This window comes from Sporosarcina beigongshangi (genome assembly GCF_033485195.1).
Taxonomy (GTDB): Bacteria; Bacillota; Bacilli; order Bacillales_A; family Planococcaceae; genus Sporosarcina; species Sporosarcina beigongshangi.
This window is the reverse complement of sequence record NZ_JAWLIR010000021.1, coordinates 47,063-63,377: the sequence shown is the minus strand read 5'-3', so window position 1 is coordinate 63,377 and position 16,315 is coordinate 47,063. Positions and strand designations below refer to the sequence as shown.

13 protein-coding genes are annotated in these 16,315 nt (G+C 39.5%); 4 read left to right on the top strand and 9 right to left on the bottom strand.

Translation table 11 applies throughout. From position 1 onward, the window contains the following. Positions 1-12 precede the first annotated feature (12 nt). The 3 genes from R2B77_RS11180 to R2B77_RS11170 form a co-directional block, all read right to left on the bottom strand. Entirely contained in the window at positions 13-1,716 is a 1,704-nt protein-coding gene (locus R2B77_RS11180) for an HD-GYP domain-containing protein (RefSeq protein ID WP_203248135.1), read from the bottom strand. A gap of 344 nt (positions 1,717-2,060) precedes the next feature. Beyond that, a complete protein-coding gene (locus tag R2B77_RS11175) occupies positions 2,061-4,619 on the bottom strand; it encodes a LuxR C-terminal-related transcriptional regulator (RefSeq protein WP_212391647.1) in 2,559 nt (852 codons plus the stop codon). A 116-nt stretch (positions 4,620-4,735) separates the two neighbouring features. Then, positions 4,736-6,049, bottom strand: a complete 1,314-nt coding sequence (locus R2B77_RS11170; RefSeq protein WP_203248136.1) for an MFS transporter — start codon at positions 6,047-6,049, stop codon at positions 4,736-4,738. Positions 6,050-6,279: 230 nt separating this feature from the next. On the opposite strand from R2B77_RS11170, the gene R2B77_RS11165 reads away from it, so the two are divergent. Beyond that, positions 6,280-7,518 (top strand): helix-turn-helix domain-containing protein, encoded by a 1,239-nt coding sequence (locus R2B77_RS11165; protein ID WP_203248137.1) that lies wholly within the window; start codon positions 6,280-6,282, stop codon positions 7,516-7,518. A gap of 45 nt (positions 7,519-7,563) precedes the next feature. Here the strand turns inward: R2B77_RS11165 and R2B77_RS11160 are convergent, their stop codons facing one another. Further along, complete coding sequence (locus R2B77_RS11160) at positions 7,564-8,889, bottom strand: L-cystine transporter (RefSeq protein ID WP_322555694.1); 1,326 nt, start codon at positions 8,887-8,889, stop codon at positions 7,564-7,566. A gap of 457 nt (positions 8,890-9,346) precedes the next feature. Here R2B77_RS11160 and cls point away from each other — a divergent pair, with 457 nt between their 5' ends. Next, positions 9,347-10,798 (top strand): cardiolipin synthase, encoded by a 1,452-nt coding sequence (cls, locus tag R2B77_RS11155; protein WP_203248139.1) that lies wholly within the window; start codon positions 9,347-9,349, stop codon positions 10,796-10,798. 54 nt (positions 10,799-10,852) lie between these two features. Here cls and R2B77_RS11150 read toward each other — a convergent pair whose 3' ends face one another. Beyond that, positions 10,853-11,746, bottom strand: coding sequence for a M15 family metallopeptidase (locus R2B77_RS11150; protein ID WP_203248140.1), 894 nt, complete (start codon positions 11,744-11,746; stop codon positions 10,853-10,855). A 116-nt stretch (positions 11,747-11,862) separates the two neighbouring features. On the opposite strand from R2B77_RS11150, the gene R2B77_RS11145 reads away from it, so the two are divergent. Next, the gene (locus R2B77_RS11145) at positions 11,863-13,020 is read left to right on the top strand and encodes an MFS transporter (RefSeq protein WP_203248141.1); all 1,158 of its coding nucleotides are present in this window, start codon (positions 11,863-11,865) and stop codon (positions 13,018-13,020) included. A 53-nt stretch (positions 13,021-13,073) separates the two neighbouring features. Here the strand turns inward: R2B77_RS11145 and R2B77_RS11140 are convergent, their stop codons facing one another. The 4 genes from R2B77_RS11140 to R2B77_RS11125 form a co-directional block, all read right to left on the bottom strand. Continuing rightward, positions 13,074-13,322 carry a hypothetical protein gene (locus tag R2B77_RS11140; protein ID WP_203248142.1) on the bottom strand — a complete coding sequence of 83 codons (249 nt, stop codon included), beginning with the start codon at positions 13,320-13,322 and terminating at the stop codon, positions 13,074-13,076. A gap of 50 nt (positions 13,323-13,372) precedes the next feature. Beyond that, on the bottom strand, positions 13,373-14,227 hold the full coding sequence (gene yidC, locus R2B77_RS11135) for a membrane protein insertase YidC (RefSeq protein WP_203248143.1): 855 nt from the start codon (positions 14,225-14,227) through the stop codon (positions 13,373-13,375). A gap of 58 nt (positions 14,228-14,285) precedes the next feature. Next, positions 14,286-15,089, bottom strand: coding sequence for a helix-turn-helix domain-containing protein (locus R2B77_RS11130; RefSeq protein ID WP_203248144.1), 804 nt, complete (start codon positions 15,087-15,089; stop codon positions 14,286-14,288). Positions 15,090-15,228: 139 nt separating this feature from the next. Next, positions 15,229-15,570: a hypothetical protein gene (locus R2B77_RS11125; protein ID WP_203248145.1), complete on the bottom strand. Its 342-nt coding sequence runs from the start codon at positions 15,568-15,570 to the stop codon at positions 15,229-15,231. 200 nt (positions 15,571-15,770) lie between these two features. Here R2B77_RS11125 and R2B77_RS11120 point away from each other — a divergent pair, with 200 nt between their 5' ends. Further along, positions 15,771-16,265 carry a GNAT family N-acetyltransferase gene (locus tag R2B77_RS11120; RefSeq protein ID WP_203248146.1) on the top strand — a complete coding sequence of 165 codons (495 nt, stop codon included), beginning with the start codon at positions 15,771-15,773 and terminating at the stop codon, positions 16,263-16,265. The last annotated feature ends 50 nt before the right edge of the window (positions 16,266-16,315 follow it).

The following is a 16,315-nucleotide window of genomic DNA, read 5'->3' as shown; positions in this document are numbered from 1 at the left end:
AGTTCTCTCTTCTCATACTTTTTGTACTTCATCAGTCGCAGCTTTCAGGCTGTAAAGTTGCTCATAAATATTTACAGAGCTTTTTGATCCATTTGAAATAGATTCCACTAGATCCACTAGATCTTCCTCAATTAAATGTATACTTTCTGTTGTTGGTAAAAAATCGATCACATGTGACGGATGAGGAATTTCCGGTCGGATAAAGCAAACCCTTTCCACTTTACAGCTTCGCACTAACTCCTGAATACTCTCATAAGACATTTGCCGTTTCACCACAATCGGTAATACACGTTCAATGTGTAGCAAACCAATAATTACTTTCAAATAAACAGATTGCTCCAACTTCCCTTTCAAAACAAACAATGTGGTCGTATGATAATGATTTTCTCTTATAAAATTGTCTTCAATTTCTTGTAATAATTTTGTTAACAGCGCAATTCGTTTGCGGAACAGCGCATAATTAATCTTTTTGTCCTTCTGTAAAATATCTAATATTCGATAAGTCGGCATGATTACCTGAATGTAGATTTCCTCCAACCGCAAACCATCAACCAACTTTATATAATCACCCATTACCTGTCGTTCATCACCAACTAATAATTTATTCATAAACCCTTTAAAAATCTCTCGAAACGTAGTCGTTTGATAATAAAGCATTTTTGAAATAGTTAGCTTAAAGTCATATGGTAAATCAAAGCTTCTGGCACTGTTAATACGTTTTACTTTAGGAAGCATAGGCACAGCTTCATTTACCTGTTCAATAATCGCAAGCGAGTTATCCGATAAAAGAACGGTTGAATTAAGAGGGTAAATGTTAATGAACTCTATAAACTCACTTAATAAATCTGAATCAAATTTGTAGCTCTCACGCAATAAAATTTCTAATGCTTCTGAAGCATGTAAAGCCTCTTTGTAAGGACGTTTTAATGTCAGGGCAGAATAGACATCTACAAGATGAAGGATTTTCAGTGCTGTTGACATGTCTTTTCCAGTCAATCTTTCAGGATAACCCGAGCCGTCCATTCGCTCATGATGCGATTTAGCATAATGCGCAATACGGTGCTGTCCCAATGAATTCAAAAGTTCATATCCTGCAACAGCATGCTTTTGCATCGTCTTGAATTCATCATGGCTCAGCTTCCTCTTACTTTTCAGTAATTCAATCGGGATATAGAGCTTGCCAATATCATGAAATAAATAACCTAGAGCTGCTGACTCCAAATTGGCTATTCCCTTAGTCTTCGCAAAAAGTGTTCCCAATACAAAGACATCAAAGGAGTGGATAAATGAGTATTGGTCAATCTCTTTCAATTGGTACAACTTATCGATAAAATGATTTTCATTATGAATTTTTATAAATAAGTCCATAATAAAGTCCAAGTCGTCAATATTGTCAATCTTTTTACCATATCTCTGCTCGGTAACAATTTGCTCAAATGTTTCGCAAAATACGGCTTTGTAGCCTTCATCGATATGTTGACTTATTTCTTCGAGCGAATGAACCGTTAGTTCCTCTTCTTTTTCATATTCTTGCTCATCAATTATAGTTATTATTTTTAATTCCTTAATTCTTCTTTTTTTCAACTTCACTAATATTCCTTCGGTTAAAATTGTATTTTTTGCAATCACTAAGCGACCATTGACAAAAATATCCGATGCCAAGATTTCATTAACCATAACTTCGTTAATATGTTTCTTAACTGTGCCTGTCTTCATTTTAACTGCTCCTCTCCATATTTGTATCCGACTCTAAATATGTATATGAACACGACAAAAAACCGCTAGTACCTTTATCATAAGGTCATGCGGTCTAATATACTATTGACAAATGTTAATAGTTTGTCGAAAAAGTTAGATTATTGTTAAAATACGGCGTTTAATAGTTGGTTCTTATGTCCTACCACAAGAGATTCTTGCCGCCACAACTGTTTTCCCATAAATATAATCATTAAAAAATCTCTTTACTGTTAAGTATGCTATTCAGTAAAGCTCCCCCTATGTGCAATTGTTTAACCTGATCCACGACCATCGCAAAAAGCCATGATGCATGTAAATAGTCGTTATTGTTCTTTTACAAATAGTACAGCTTGTGTACGTGAACTGACCCCAAGTTTCCCATAAATGGTCGATAGATAAACACGTACTGTGCCCTCAGTAAGGAATAAACTACTGGCAATTTCACGATTTGAAGCGCCGCCTGCAAGTAATTGGAGCACTTCTTGTTCGCGTGGTGTGAGCTTGTCGATGACAGCATTTTGCTTCAAATCACTTGTCTCAGCTTCCACCAATTTTTTCACGTAGGAAAGTGGTACAGAGTCCCATTGTGTGCTCGCACTACTTTGACGTATTTCCGAGTATTTTATTAGTAGCGGAGCCGCGTCCACTTCATCGAGAAAAGATCTACTATAACCGTAACGACTTCCATGTTTCAAAGCCTCATGTAATGCCATCATTGCCGCATCCTCATTGGACAATAGTGATTGAGTGATTGCCTCAAGTATCGCTGATTCCACGATTGTCGCAATTTGCTCCTCCTGAACAGCTTTAACTTTCACTTCAATAATATATGTCAGCGCTTCTTCGTGCTTATTTTCCGCGATTAACAAACGTGCATATGTCAATGCTATAAATGATTGGCTTGACCCCGTTATACGATCAGCATTTGTCACTATTTTATCAAACTCATTTTTGGCCCGAAATATTTTACCTTCCTGTAAAAAAAGTCGAACCTTCATCGCATGTAATATCCTTAACCAATGGCATTCTTTTACGCCTTTCATTGCATAATCAAGCACGGCATGCGCTGCTACAAATTGCTGTTTCGTTACATTGATTCTACTTTTTAATAAATACATCGGAACAGCTAGGCCAGAATCCTGAAAATGGTGTCCTAAACGGAGTGCTTCCGCCAGTTCTGGTAATGCTTCTTCGACATGGTTCTTTTCATATAATGTTTCTGCTCGAATTCCATAACTGAATCCTGCCACATTCAATTCTTTAAATGACGAGTGACGCACTAGTTTATGAAGATGCAGCATTTTTTCATCGTCCCACAGTTTCCCCCTCATCCCAATACTTGTACGAAGAAGTCTCGGCTCAACTATATTATATTGAATACCATTCGTATCCCATCTAGTATCCATAGGTCTAATTTCTAACTTTTTCTTAATTAACGCCACAGCCTGTTCAATATCGCCTTCCTCCAAAATCAAAATATACGCTTTCATGCCGAGAAAATCGACTCTAGCATCTGCGTTTTCTATTTTTTCCATCCAACGATTAGTTTCTTGCAGTCTTTCTAAGTCCGAAATGATCCGATTTGCTTCTTCCAATTTATAATGCATAGCCAACGCGAATGCATACATCACCAGTGTTCCAGGATGGATGGGGTAGTCGTTTACTTGCAATGTTTGTACCCATCGAATGAATGTTGCCGTTTGCCCCAATGCGAAAACATCGACTAAAGAAGCATATATCCATTCTTCCGCAAATTCATACGACTGTCCTTTCAAAGCGAGTTCAATTGCAGAAATAAAGTCTCCTTTTTTGTGATAAATAGTTGCTGCTTGCTGATACGTCGAAAAAATAACTTCTTCGGAATATCGATTTGTAAATTCCATCTGTAACGATTTAGCAAAAAGGTGATGGTAGCGAAATATAGGTTCTTTCGAATGTAAGCGAACGATAAACAAGCCACTCTTTTCAAATTCAAGCAATTTCTCGTAACTATCTGAACTACTCATCAGAATATTGCAAACAACAGGGTCAAGCTGCTCCAGTATCGACGTCTTTATTAGGAAGTCGAGTGTAGAGGATGGAAGCGTTTCAAGAATTTCCTTCAGTAAAAATTCAGCTACAAACGGATGCCCCCCATCAAACTGGTTTATGCTCCACCCCTTATCAATGGAAGTTGAACGCGCTAGGGCCGCCAATTGAATTCCTGCCGCCCAACCTTCTGTAACTTCCAACACAGATTGAAGTGAGTGTATTATATCGTTAGAAATCAAGTTTTGCTTTTCGTAGTATTGCCTAGCTTCCTCATAAGTAAAGCGTAATTGTTCTATTCCTACTTCCGCAAGCCAAGACTTGACCCTCCATTTTTCGAGAGGTAACGGTAACTCCGTTCGACTTGCCATATACACGCGACAAGTATTTGGTAAATAGTTGATAAACCGCGTCATCATATCGTGAATATCATCGTTTTCTATTAAATGATAGTCATCAATAACGATACAGACATTCTTTGTTTGTGAACTCAATTCATTCAAAAAGGAGTCTATTAGCAGTTCGAATAGCAAACTTGGCTCAGAATGGCTAAGGAGAGTTAAAGGCGAATCCATATCACTATGAAGTACTTCTTTCACAGCCCTAATTATATATTCCCAAAAGCGAAAAGGATCATTATCAGCCGCATCGATCGAAAGCCATGCAACCGGCTGGTCCGATTGACTCACCCATTGACTAAGCATAGTTGTCTTCCCGTACCCCCCCGGTGCGCGAATGATCGTAATCCTTGCCGATTTATTTCGCCCTAGAAGCTCATTTAACCTCCCTCTTTCTACTACCCCGCCTGTAGCAATTGGTATAGTAGTTTTTGCCCTTAGCCAAATCGGTTGCATCTTTTCTCCCTCCTTTTCATTTTCACTTATAGTTCTTATATTCTACTATAAGTTGTCCGAACATTCCCTACTTTTGTATTAGTTTTATACTATAACAAACAAAATCCAGTACCCTTTTAAAGGGTACTGGATGATTTTCTATATTCTCCGATCATTAATGCTTTCGCTTTTCCAAGTTCCGGATGCGCTTTTCGTACGACAGACGGTCTTGCCAACACAAGAACAACACCCATCAATAACAGACTCGAAATGATAAGAATCCATTGAGCTGGGAATATATCATACAAAAAGCCAAAGATGACAACACCTAAGGGCATCAATGCCATCGCCATTGTTTCAATAATCGAAAACACGCGTCCTTTGTAATCATCATCAATCATTTTTTGCATCATCACTTGTAGCGGTGTGTTGACAATTATTAACGTTGCCCCAAAACCAAACATCACGACAACATAGTAAGCAAACATGACACCATACTGCATCGGTAGCATGAGTGGCAATCCAATACTAGCTATCAAAATACCGAATACGAGAATACCACGCTTTGAAACGAGCAACGGGTACTTCACTTCTTTACGCACCGATAAATAGATGGATAAAAGCAACATTCCGACTGCGAATGCACCTTCTGTTAATCCAAAATGCGTCGAATCGAATTTCAGTTTTTCTATTAGGATGAAGGAGTAACCAACTTGAAATGAACCGAATAGGAAGTTGATGAACAAAGAAATCCAAATAATCGTCATAAGAATAGGTTGTAGTTTAAGATATGAAAATCCAGCCTTCATACTTTGCCACATCGGTTCCTTCGCTTCTCCCTCGACCACTTCTTTCCGTTTTGCGAATAACTTGAAATTCATCGTTGATTCAAGGATCACCGCAATGATTGACGCAATCAGGTACATGATAAGAAATACTGGCATTGAAACAGTACCATACAGTAGCCCAGCAATTGCAGGGCCACCGATTGTTGCAAATGAGATAGACATCTGGTTCATCGACATTGCTTTTTGAATCCGAGCTTCATCGACAAGTCCAGTAACGGAGGAACTAAACGCGATTCCCGAAAATGTCGAAGCTATGGATAAGATCACGGTCGTTGCATAGATTGCCACAAGAGATAGCCCCGAAGTCAAACTGATGGCGAGAAGCCCCGCAATTGCGCAAGAAGAGGCAATTTGCGCCGTAATGACAATCATTTTACGAGAATATTTATCCGCTATATAACCGGCAAATGGCGCAATGAGCGTCCGAGGTAAGATGCTACAAATAAGGTTCGTTGCAAAGCTCGTCGCAGATCCCGTCAACTGTATAATATAAAAGCTGATGGCAAACGTGTATACCTGTGCACCAAATGAAGAAATAAGCTTACTCGTCATGAATGTCCATAGATGATACGTCGCCTTTTTAAGCTTCAAAGCCTCTTCCATAAAAAACACTCCATTCCGTAATGTTTAATTAGATTAAACAAATGATAACATGCAAATACTTCCATTACAAGCCAAAGTTTAATATAATTAAACTATATTCGAATTAATTCAGTAAGGTTCTAGCCCTAGCTGAATTAATTTGAAGCCTCCGGCGGATGTCACAGATTTTGAATTGTGCTTTACTTAATTCAAAATCTGGACGCAATTACGCCGAGGCGTAATTGATAATCATGGAGGTGTGCCATATCGAAACGTTAGGTGAGCGAATACGGAAATTGAGGAAACAACAGCAGCTAACACTCGAGGCGTTAGCAGGGAAACAGTTGACAAAAGGTATGCTAAGTCTGATTGAAAATAACAAAGCCAATCCTTCGATGGACAGCCTATCTTATATAGCAGAAAGACTCGGCGTTGAGGTTTCAGAGCTACTGGAAGAAGTGAGTACGCAGGAATTAAGGGAAGTGTTGGACAAAGCGGAGAAACTGTATAATACGGAGTTTGATCTATTAACAGATGAATATAGCCAACTTATTACGTTAGTTGGACCGTATACAGAAAAATTGCTGCAAGGATATGAAGCCGCACGTTTATTGGAAATGTACAGCCGCTGTCTTTACCATGAAAAAAAAGAAGCTTGGCAAGAGCCTTCTAACAGAGCTGCACAAATCTATGAGCAGATGAAAATTACTCCAAGGCGCGCGAGTATCGGCATATTCCGAGCAATGATCAAATTTACAGAACATCAATATGACGATGCATTAGCTATCCTTCTCCGAGAACGCTCTGAAATCGAAACTAACAATGCATTTATCGACCCGATGACACGACTGGATTTGGACTACACTGAAGCAATTCTCTACTTTGCTGTAGGTGATTCCGCAACTGCAATCCAAATCATGGGGAGAGCCATTGAATTCTCTAAAAAAGAGCAAGTATTTTATCGTATTGACCACTTGTACAGGTTAGCAGCTGCACATGCAATGATGAAGCGGGATGAAAGCGAATATGCGTATTATATTAAGAAGCTCACGCAATATGGGGACTTTGCAGACGATAGAGATGCGCTCTTTTTCGCAAAGTTTTCAAAGGCTCATTATTTAAATTCATTCAAAAAATCGTATAAAGAAGCTAATTCATTACTACATTTAATTTTGGAAAAAGGTGATTTTCCTAAGGAATTTGATTCATTTCTCAATCTAGAAATAGGGGTCTCTCTTTTCGGACTTCAAGACTTCGAACATGCACTTGTATTCCTTGAAAAAGTTACAATCGCAGATTATATCCATCATCCATTTGACCTATCCTCACTTTACCAAAAGGATGCGTACCAAGCACTTTGCCATCTGGAACTTAGCAATCCAACTGAAGCAATGCGCCTTATTGACGTAGCGGTAAACAATATATCAGTGATGCCACACACGCCTTACAAAGACTTTATCATGAAGACATACGATTTGATCACAACATAAAAATCCCCTAGAAGACAATATAGTCTTCTACGGGATTTTTGATATTTAAGCTTCAGCTGTCTGTTTTGCAAGTGGTTCATTATAGACGTTTGTGTCAAGTTCTCCAGACAGGCGTGCTGTTGTTACGCCTGCCGTCATCGAGCCACTGACGTTTACCGCTGTACGTCCCATGTCGATCAGTGGTTCAACAGAAATTAACAACCCAGCTAATGCGACAGGAAGGTTCATAGCCGAAAGGACAAGAATTGCGGCAAATGTCGCTCCCCCGCCAACACCTGCTACACCAAATGAGCTAATTGCAACGATGGCAACCAATGTGAGTAGGAAAGTCGGTTCTAGTGGATTTTGTCCAACAGATGGTGCAATCATCACAGCGAGCATCGCTGGGTAAATCCCCGCACATCCATTTTGCCCAATCGACAATCCAAATGATCCAGCAAAGTTTGCAGTCCCTTCAGGCACACCCATGCGGCTAGTTTGCGCATCAATTGTTAACGGTAGTGTTCCTGCACTTGAACGTGATGTAAACGCAAATATCAAAGCATCACCAGCTTTTTTCACGTAAGTGATTGGATTCAAACCTGATAATGTGATGATGATTAGGTGAATACCAAACATCACCAATAGTGCAACATACGAAGCGAGCACAAACTTCCCAAGACTATAGATAGCCGCAAAGTCCGATGTCGCGACAGTGCGAGCGATAATCGCCAAAATTCCGTATGGCGTCAAACGTAGGACGATTCTGACGACACCCATAATTAGCGCGTAAATAGCATCAATTCCTTTTTTCACTGTTGCTGCATTTTCCTCATCTCTTCTTGTAATTGCCAAGTAAGCAAAACCAAGGAATGCTGCAAAAATAACTACCCCAATTGTTGAAGTCGGGCGTGCGCCTGTGAAGTCAAGGAATGGGTTTGCAGGTAATAAGTCAATCAACTGAGTAGGTAATGCACGATCAGCTACACCAGTAGAGCGTTCTTCAATGGAAACTCCACGTGCAACTTCCGCTTCGCCTTGTACAATTTCAGATGCATCAAGACCAAAAAGAAGTGATGCTGAAATTCCGACGATAGCCGCAATGGCTGTTGTACCGATTAACATCCCTAAAATCGTTCCCGCCATTTTTCCAAAGTTCTTGCCGATTGTTATTTTTGTGAATGCCGCAAGGATTGAAATGAAAACGAGTGGCATAACAATCATTTGAAGTAATTTAACATAACCGACTCCGATTAAGTTAAACCATGGCATAGACTCTTGCAATATTGCAGAGTCTGATCCGTACGTAAAGTGCAAAATAAGTCCGTATGCAATCCCGAGCCCAAGTCCTGTAAAAACTCGTTTTGAAAATGAAACTTTTTTACGGTTCATCCCATATAATATACCAACGAGCAACAGCAGCCCAGCGATATTCAATAAAAGAAATAGTGTATCCAATTTCTGTTCCTCCTCTATTTTTACATAAGTATAGAATGTACTTTATACCATTAATACCTATCAGTCAAGTAGGTATTCGATTTTATTTAGTAGACATCCCCTTTCTATCAATTATGCCACTTATAGAAGTGCGGGACTTCTGTAGCTGACGCTTCGCTTACAGTAGAAACACATTTGCTGAATCAAATTAAATTTAAATGTCGTTATTAATATAAAATATGCATATCATTCAATAGTGATTCAAATTTATTGCAAAAAGTTAGTATCCGCCTAATACCATTGGGCACAGCATTTTTGATAATAATTAGTTGTTCTAGTCCCTTTATCTTCTTTTACTTTCATTATCCGTTATACTAATGAAATAAACATCTATTTGCAAAGGAGGGCGCTTATGACACAATTAATCGGCCTGGCAGTAATAGCCACCCTTATTTTAAATATTTTTCTTGCGGTTGCCCTTATTTTTCTAGAACGAAGAGATCCAACCTCAACTTGGGCATGGCTTCTCGTCTTATTCTTCATTCCTATTTTCGGATTCTTCATCTACTTATTACTCGGAAGACAGTTACGTGAGAAGCATCTTTTCCGCTGGGAAGGCCGCAGCAAAATCGGTATTGAGAAATTAATTGACTACCAAATTGAGGCGATTGAAGAGGATACACTTGATTTTCGTCTCGATGACACAGCTCACTACCAAGATATGATTTACCTTCATCTACGAAATAATCATGCTGTTTTAACGCAGGATAATGACGTCCAAGTTTTTAACGATGGGGAAGCAAAATTTGAAGCACTGATCCATGATTTGGAACACGCCAAAGATCACATTCATTTTCAATATTATATTTTGCGCCTCGATCACCTAGGGAAAAGAATATTGGATGTGTTAGTCCACAAGGCCAAGCAGGGTGTCAAAGTTCGTGTATTATTCGATGATATCGGCTCTCGCGGGCTTCATAAAAGACATTTGCGGGAATTGACGGATCACGGTGGAGAAGTCGAAGCCTTTTTCCCAGCTACCTTGCCTCTTATTAACCCGCGTTTAAACTATCGTAACCATCGGAAAATCGTTGTCATTGACGGACGAATCGGCTATGTAGGCGGCTTCAATGTCGGAGATGAATACCTCGGTTTAAATAGTAAATTCGGCTATTGGCGTGATACACACCTTCGTATCGAAGGAAGTGCATTACATCCACTCCAGACCCGATTTATTTTAGATTGGAACCAAGCATCTGAAAAACATGATATCGAATATGCAGAACGTTATTTCCCTGCTATTCCTCGAAAAGGTTCTGTCGGTATGCAAATTGTTTCTAGCGGTCCCGATGAGGAATGGGAACAAATTAAAGATGGCTATTTGAAAATGATTTTCATCGCAAAAAAGTATATTTATATTCAAACACCTTATTTCATTCCAGATATTAGCTTCCTTGATGCATTGCGGATCGCCTGTTTGTCGGGCGTTGATGTTAGGATTATGATTCCGAACAAGCCTGATCATATGTTCGTTTATTGGGCTACGTATTCAAATATTGGTAAACTGTTAAAGGCTGGTGCCAAAGTTTATATTTACGAAAACGGCTTCCTCCATACGAAACAAATTGTTGTTGATGATGAGCTCTCAACTGTTGGTACGGCTAATATTGATGTTCGCAGCTTCAAGCTGAACTTTGAAATAAACGCCTTCATCTATGATCGTGAAAAATCGCATGAGCTCGCTGAACTATTCGAACAGGATATTCAACTATCCACTGAATTGACATACGAGGCGTATTTGCAGCGTTCACGTATGATTAAAATCAAAGAATCCATTTCACGCTTATTATCACCTATTTTATAATACAAAACAGGGACGCCCATTTAGTCGGGCGTCCCTGCTTTCTTTATCGGTCCATTAGATTCCAAGATATTCTTCAAGCGTAATATTACGCTCGTAAATAGCGGTTGCTTTTTCAATACCAACAAAACGAAAATGCCAGGATTCATGCATATAGCCTGTCACTGATTCTTTTCCCAAAGGATAGCGTAAGATGAAACCAAAGCGATGAGCGTTTGCCGCTACCCACTTGCCGGCTTCTGTCTCGCCAAAGGATGACGAAGCCCAATGTTTCTCAAAGTTCACTTCGCCAATATCAAATGCAAGTCCTGTTTGGTGTTCGGAATAACCTGGACGGGCACTGTATGTATCAGCTGCTTCCTTACCGTCACGCGCGACATATCGTTCGTAAAGCGTCGTCTGATAGTCGAACGCTCTATATGTGCTAAAAGCTGTAAGTTTAAAGCCAGACAGCGTAGCTTCCGCTGCCATCTGATTAAACGCTTCACGTGCCGTCTTATCTTCACCTGGTGCAAATGTTGAAGGCAGGGGGTGCTTCTTATTAGCAACCAAAACTCCCTTTACGTATGTCGGCTCTGTAGGTAGTTTTTGGCCTTCAATATAGCCACCATTATCAACGGTTGGACTCTGCTCTACATCCGTGTTCGGATCAGTAGTTTCTTCCGGGTCCTTAGCGGGCTCTTTTACAGGCTCATCCTCGTCAATTACAACTTCAGGTGGCTTCACTACAGCTGGCTCCTCTTTTTGAGGCTCAGTAGGCTCCACTTCAGGAGCTGTTGGCCCGAACGCTATTTGAAACTCCTTTAGACTCTTTTCCACACTCCAGTCGTTCATGCCGAGCCAAGTGACGAGTCCCGTCATAATAATTGCTGAAATGAACAACGTTATTGTTAGGGCCTTACTTTGCCCTTTTTTCTTTTTTTGATAATTATATTTGGTTTTCTTTTTCATCGTAATGCCTTCCTTCTCACTATGTATATACAGTTTACCATCATTTCTCTTTCAAGTCTGCGTGTGCTATCATTTAATTCTCAACGAGTGTCATAATTTTTAAGGAGGTGTGGAGAATGATGAATAACCAACGATGGCTGTCAATAAGCTTTCTCGCCTTCTTCTTTACATGGGGCGTATTCCTTCCCTATTGGACTGGTTGGTTAACCATTGAAAAAGGATTAACCGTTACTGCGGCAAGCGTAATTATGGGGGCAGGCATGGTTGCGCGAGCGCTGTCGACTTTTCTTATTTTCCCATATATGACACAAAGAATTTCGCTCATCCGAACAATGAGATGGCTGTCATTTTCAGCGCTTATTTTAGCACTTCTTTACTTACCAAATTCATCTTTCATTGTTTTGCTCGTCATTACAATACTTTTTAGCGCCATCTATCCGATGATTTTACCAGCGGTGGAAAGTGGTGCATCTATACTCATAAAGACAGATCGAATCCACTATGGTAAAAGTCGATCATTCGGCTCTTTCGCATATACCGTTGCCTTGCTAATCATAGGGGCTGCTACGGCTATTTGGTCGGAGCAAGCCATTCTCTATTTGATGATTGCTGGATTAGCTGCTTCTACATTATTCTTTATGCGCCAAGCACCAGCAGCTCTGCAAGTAAACCCTGTGAAGACGGATAAAATAAAATACTCCAGTGACATCAAGGCGCTCTTTAGCTCGAAAGGCTTCGCTGTCGTGTTACTTCTAGTCATTTTATTGCAAGGTGCACACGCCTCCTATTATAATTTTGGCTTCATCTTTCTAGATGATCTTGGCGTGAACGGATTTTACATAGGCGTCATTTTAAATATTGCAGTCATATTTGAAATTTTATTTTTCATACAGGCTGACAAATGGCTCGGCAATATGCGGGTTTCTACGATGTTCCTGATTGCCGGAATTGGTTCTACGGTCAGATGGTTGGCCATTTTCCTATTCCCTTTCACATCTGTTTTCATCGGGAGTCAACTTTTACACGCGGCATCGTTCGGTGTGGCTCATTTCGCATTTATTAAATTCATTTCGGAAAAACTACCACACCACCAAATTGCAGCTGCACAAGGAATGTATGCTGCATTTGCAATGAGTCTGAGTACAGCTATTCTAACATTCCCGGGTGGCTACTTATACGATATTTCACCAAGACTAGCGTTTCTCGGCATGATAGTTTGTACTGTTCCATCCATTTTCATTGTCTTCCTGACCCGAAAAAAATACGCTTACTAACACTCTAAAAGGACGCACAAAGGGAATTTCAGTTCCCTATGTGCGTCCTTTCTTCAACTCACCAAAGTAAAAATGAGTAACACGATAAATGTAACACCAAAAAAGAGTGCCATCCACCGCATCCACTTCGCCTCACGTTCCAATCCTTGATCCTGAAAAGATTTTGCACGTGCTCCATTCGTCAATGAAAAGAGTGCAACCATCGTCAATACAACATAGCCAAAGTTCAGTTGAATAATAAAATAGAGTGACGCAAGAAATGCCACTACAATTCCAATACCAAACACCCATTTCACTTGCATACGCCTCTCAACCTCCAAAAAAAGACCGGAGATTGCTCTCCAGTCTACTTTCATTTATTGCCATCATTCTTTTTTTCTAGCTTTTTTGGTTCATCGACTTCTTCTGTTGATTCAACAGCTTCTTCTACCACTTCTTCTTTAACTACTGGTTGGACTTCCTTGTAGTAAAACTTACGTCCTAAATACGTTTGGAAGATTAAAAGAATTCCTCCAACTGCCCAGTACAAAGGTAAAGCCGACATCGCCTTGAATGATATGAACATAATCATAATTGGAGACATATAGATGAACATTTTCATCTGCTTCTGTTGCTGTTCAGGCATTGTCCAAAGTGAAACACGTGCTTGAACAAAGTACACGACACCCGCCAACACCATCATAATCATATCCGGTTCCCCAAGATTGAACCATAGGAATTGATGCGATTTTACATCTGGCGAATAAAGAATAGCGAAATAGAGACCCATAATAATTGGCATCTGGATGATCAATGGTAGACAGCCCATATTCAGCGGGTTGACTCCGTGCTTCGAATAGAGCCCCATCATCTCCTGCTGAAGCTTAGCTTGCCCTTCTTTATCATCTTTTTCTTTCGCTTCTTTAATGCGTTTTTGAATATCTTCCATTTCTGGACGAAGTGCATCCATCTTCACTTTCATATTTTGCTGCGACTTATAGTTTTTCAGCATAAGTGGCATAAGAACTAGCCGGATCAATACTGTAATCAATATAATCGCAAGACCATAGCTACCATTGAACTGATTGCTAAAGAATTCTAATAACCAATCCATCGGCTTAACAAAAATAGAATAAAACTTACCCTCTTTGTTCTCAACACCGGCACAACCACTTAGGAAAACAGCAGTCATCATTAACATTGTCACTAACCCAATTTTCTTTTTCATCTGAGCTCACCTTCACTAATTCAAACTACTGCAAAGTATACCCTAGTTAGCTACCTGATTACAACGATTGACCGTCCATAGATTGGTTTTTTTCTTCCGGAATTGTGAACTGAAGGTAATCCCCTGTTAAACTACGACGAAATTCCCTTGGTGTTTGTCCCGTATATTTCTTGAATATACGTGTAAAATAGCTTTGGTTACAAAAAAAGAATCGGTTTGAAATATCAGCAATTTTTTTATCTGAAAAACGCAGATAATATTGTGATTCTTCCACTTTACGAATGTTAATATATTCAACGAGTGTGGATCCTGTATTCCCTCGGAATATACGCGATAGATGGCTTGCGCTGACGTTAAAATTCTTCGCAATATCCTCTACAGTGAGCAACGTCTCAATCCTTTCATCAATGTAGCGAATGACGCTGTTCACGGTATTATGCATAAGTATCGGTCGTTTTTTTTCTGCCAGCACATGCATATAAAATTCAATGAGCTCATCCGCCACTTCAATTGCATTGTCATTATTCAGTTTCGAATCTATCACCATAAAACAAACAGTATTGAATGTAAACGCCTTGTTAGCGACGCGTGGATTACTTTCTAGCGACCTGGCCATCATCGAAGACAATGACACTAAATAATATTTAACTGCATTTATGCTACCATTCTCCCCGAGCACCGGTATACAGTTGATAACTTCTCGCACCGCCTGATGTGCTTCTGTTTTTTCCCTTAACAACAGATGATGCAGCAACTTCTTTTCTACAGTAAAAAAAGATATGGAGTCTTCCTTCTTTCTGCTTTGTTCAACTTCATGCATCAAAGCTTCAGTAGACGCTATTTTCTGCCCCCCGATTTGCATCTAATCACCCTTTTCATTCTTTTTATTAACAAAACGTTGGTTTTATTTCGAATCTATATTTTAATTGTATAGATTATTAACTTATTTTCAACAAAAAAATGCTTCTTTATTATGTAAGAAGCATTTTCTATGAAACATTTTACTGTTGGTCTGAAGTGCCTTGCTCTTTCTTGTGATAAAGCCCATCCGTTTCGGACGTCATCTTCACGTTATCCTCAACTTCTTGGTTATAGTAATGGACACTTGTCTGAGCCCCTTCGCTTACCATTTTATTGTCCTGAATATCATATGGGTCTGAGTGACCAACTTTTGTTTCCGAAGAACGGTTAAGCTTTTGTGATCCTATAAAAGAATCCACTTTAGTTTTCATATTATTGAAGGCCACTTGTGCCTTATCACGGTTTTCTTTTTTACTAAAATACGCATAAGCACCCGCTGCCATCGTCGCTATCAGTAGGCTGTTATTTCTTTTACGTGCCATTTACATCATTCCTCCAAACTTAGATTCAAATCCTCTATCATAGTGTACCCGCTTATTATGGTTTACAAACTTTCTTTTTCTTGTGCATTTCAATCGTCTTCATAATCACATTTTTGTTATATAACATTTTGATGACAACAGTAGTTTTCATCCTCATAATTTGTTATGATGACAAAAAGAAATACTGAGGTGACAGTGCAATGATCCGACTGATGACAGCCAAGGATAGTGCGCATGTTCAACATATTGCTCGTGTAACTTGGTACGAAACATATAATGGTCTTATTCCTGAAGATATTCAGAAAAAATTTATCGATCGGTCTTATTCAAATGCTATGATGCTAAAACGCATGGAGAAATCTACTGTACTGATTGCAGAGTGCGAGGGAATGCCTATCGGTTTTGCCAACTTCACTAAAAAAGATGAAGATGGTGATTCTGAATTGACGGCGATGTATATTTTACCGTCACATCAGTCTATTGGCTATGGGGAAAAATTACTTAAACACGCACTGTCCATGTTAAGTGGCGCACAACAGTTTTTTGTCTATGTAGATGGACGCAATTCCAATGGACGTGCTTTTTACGAAAAGCATGGCTTTGAGCTACTAGATGTATTTGAAGAATATTTCGAAGGCCATCTCGTTGAAACAGCACAATATGTCTATTATATTCATAATACCGTCTGTATATGATCCAAAACAAACCGCTTTCCTCCATGTAGAGGAAAGCGGTTTGTTTGTGA

What these genes read in the sequence shown, in the direction of transcription:
- R2B77_RS11180 (WP_203248135.1), bottom strand. Translation starts at nt 1,716, where the DNA reads ATGAAGACAGGCACAGTTAAGAAACATATTAACGAAGTTATGGTTAAT.
- R2B77_RS11175 (WP_212391647.1), bottom strand. Translation starts at nt 4,619, where the DNA reads ATGCAACCGATTTGGCTAAGGGCAAAAACTACTATACCAATTGCTACA.
- R2B77_RS11170 (WP_203248136.1), bottom strand. Translation starts at nt 6,049, where the DNA reads ATGGAAGAGGCTTTGAAGCTTAAAAAGGCGACGTATCATCTATGGACA.
- R2B77_RS11165 (WP_203248137.1), top strand. Translation starts at nt 6,280, where the DNA reads ATGGAGGTGTGCCATATCGAAACGTTAGGTGAGCGAATACGGAAATTG.
- R2B77_RS11160 (WP_322555694.1), bottom strand. Translation starts at nt 8,889, where the DNA reads ATGAACCGTAAAAAAGTTTCATTTTCAAAACGAGTTTTTACAGGACTT.
- cls (WP_203248139.1), top strand. Translation starts at nt 9,347, where the DNA reads ATGACACAATTAATCGGCCTGGCAGTAATAGCCACCCTTATTTTAAAT.
- R2B77_RS11150 (WP_203248140.1), bottom strand. Translation starts at nt 11,746, where the DNA reads ATGAAAAAGAAAACCAAATATAATTATCAAAAAAAGAAAAAAGGGCAA.
- R2B77_RS11145 (WP_203248141.1), top strand. Translation starts at nt 11,863, where the DNA reads ATGATGAATAACCAACGATGGCTGTCAATAAGCTTTCTCGCCTTCTTC.
- R2B77_RS11140 (WP_203248142.1), bottom strand. Translation starts at nt 13,322, where the DNA reads ATGCAAGTGAAATGGGTGTTTGGTATTGGAATTGTAGTGGCATTTCTT.
- yidC (WP_203248143.1), bottom strand. Translation starts at nt 14,227, where the DNA reads ATGAAAAAGAAAATTGGGTTAGTGACAATGTTAATGATGACTGCTGTT.
- R2B77_RS11130 (WP_203248144.1), bottom strand. Translation starts at nt 15,089, where the DNA reads ATGCAAATCGGGGGGCAGAAAATAGCGTCTACTGAAGCTTTGATGCAT.
- R2B77_RS11125 (WP_203248145.1), bottom strand. Translation starts at nt 15,570, where the DNA reads ATGGCACGTAAAAGAAATAACAGCCTACTGATAGCGACGATGGCAGCG.
- R2B77_RS11120 (WP_203248146.1), top strand. Translation starts at nt 15,771, where the DNA reads ATGATCCGACTGATGACAGCCAAGGATAGTGCGCATGTTCAACATATT.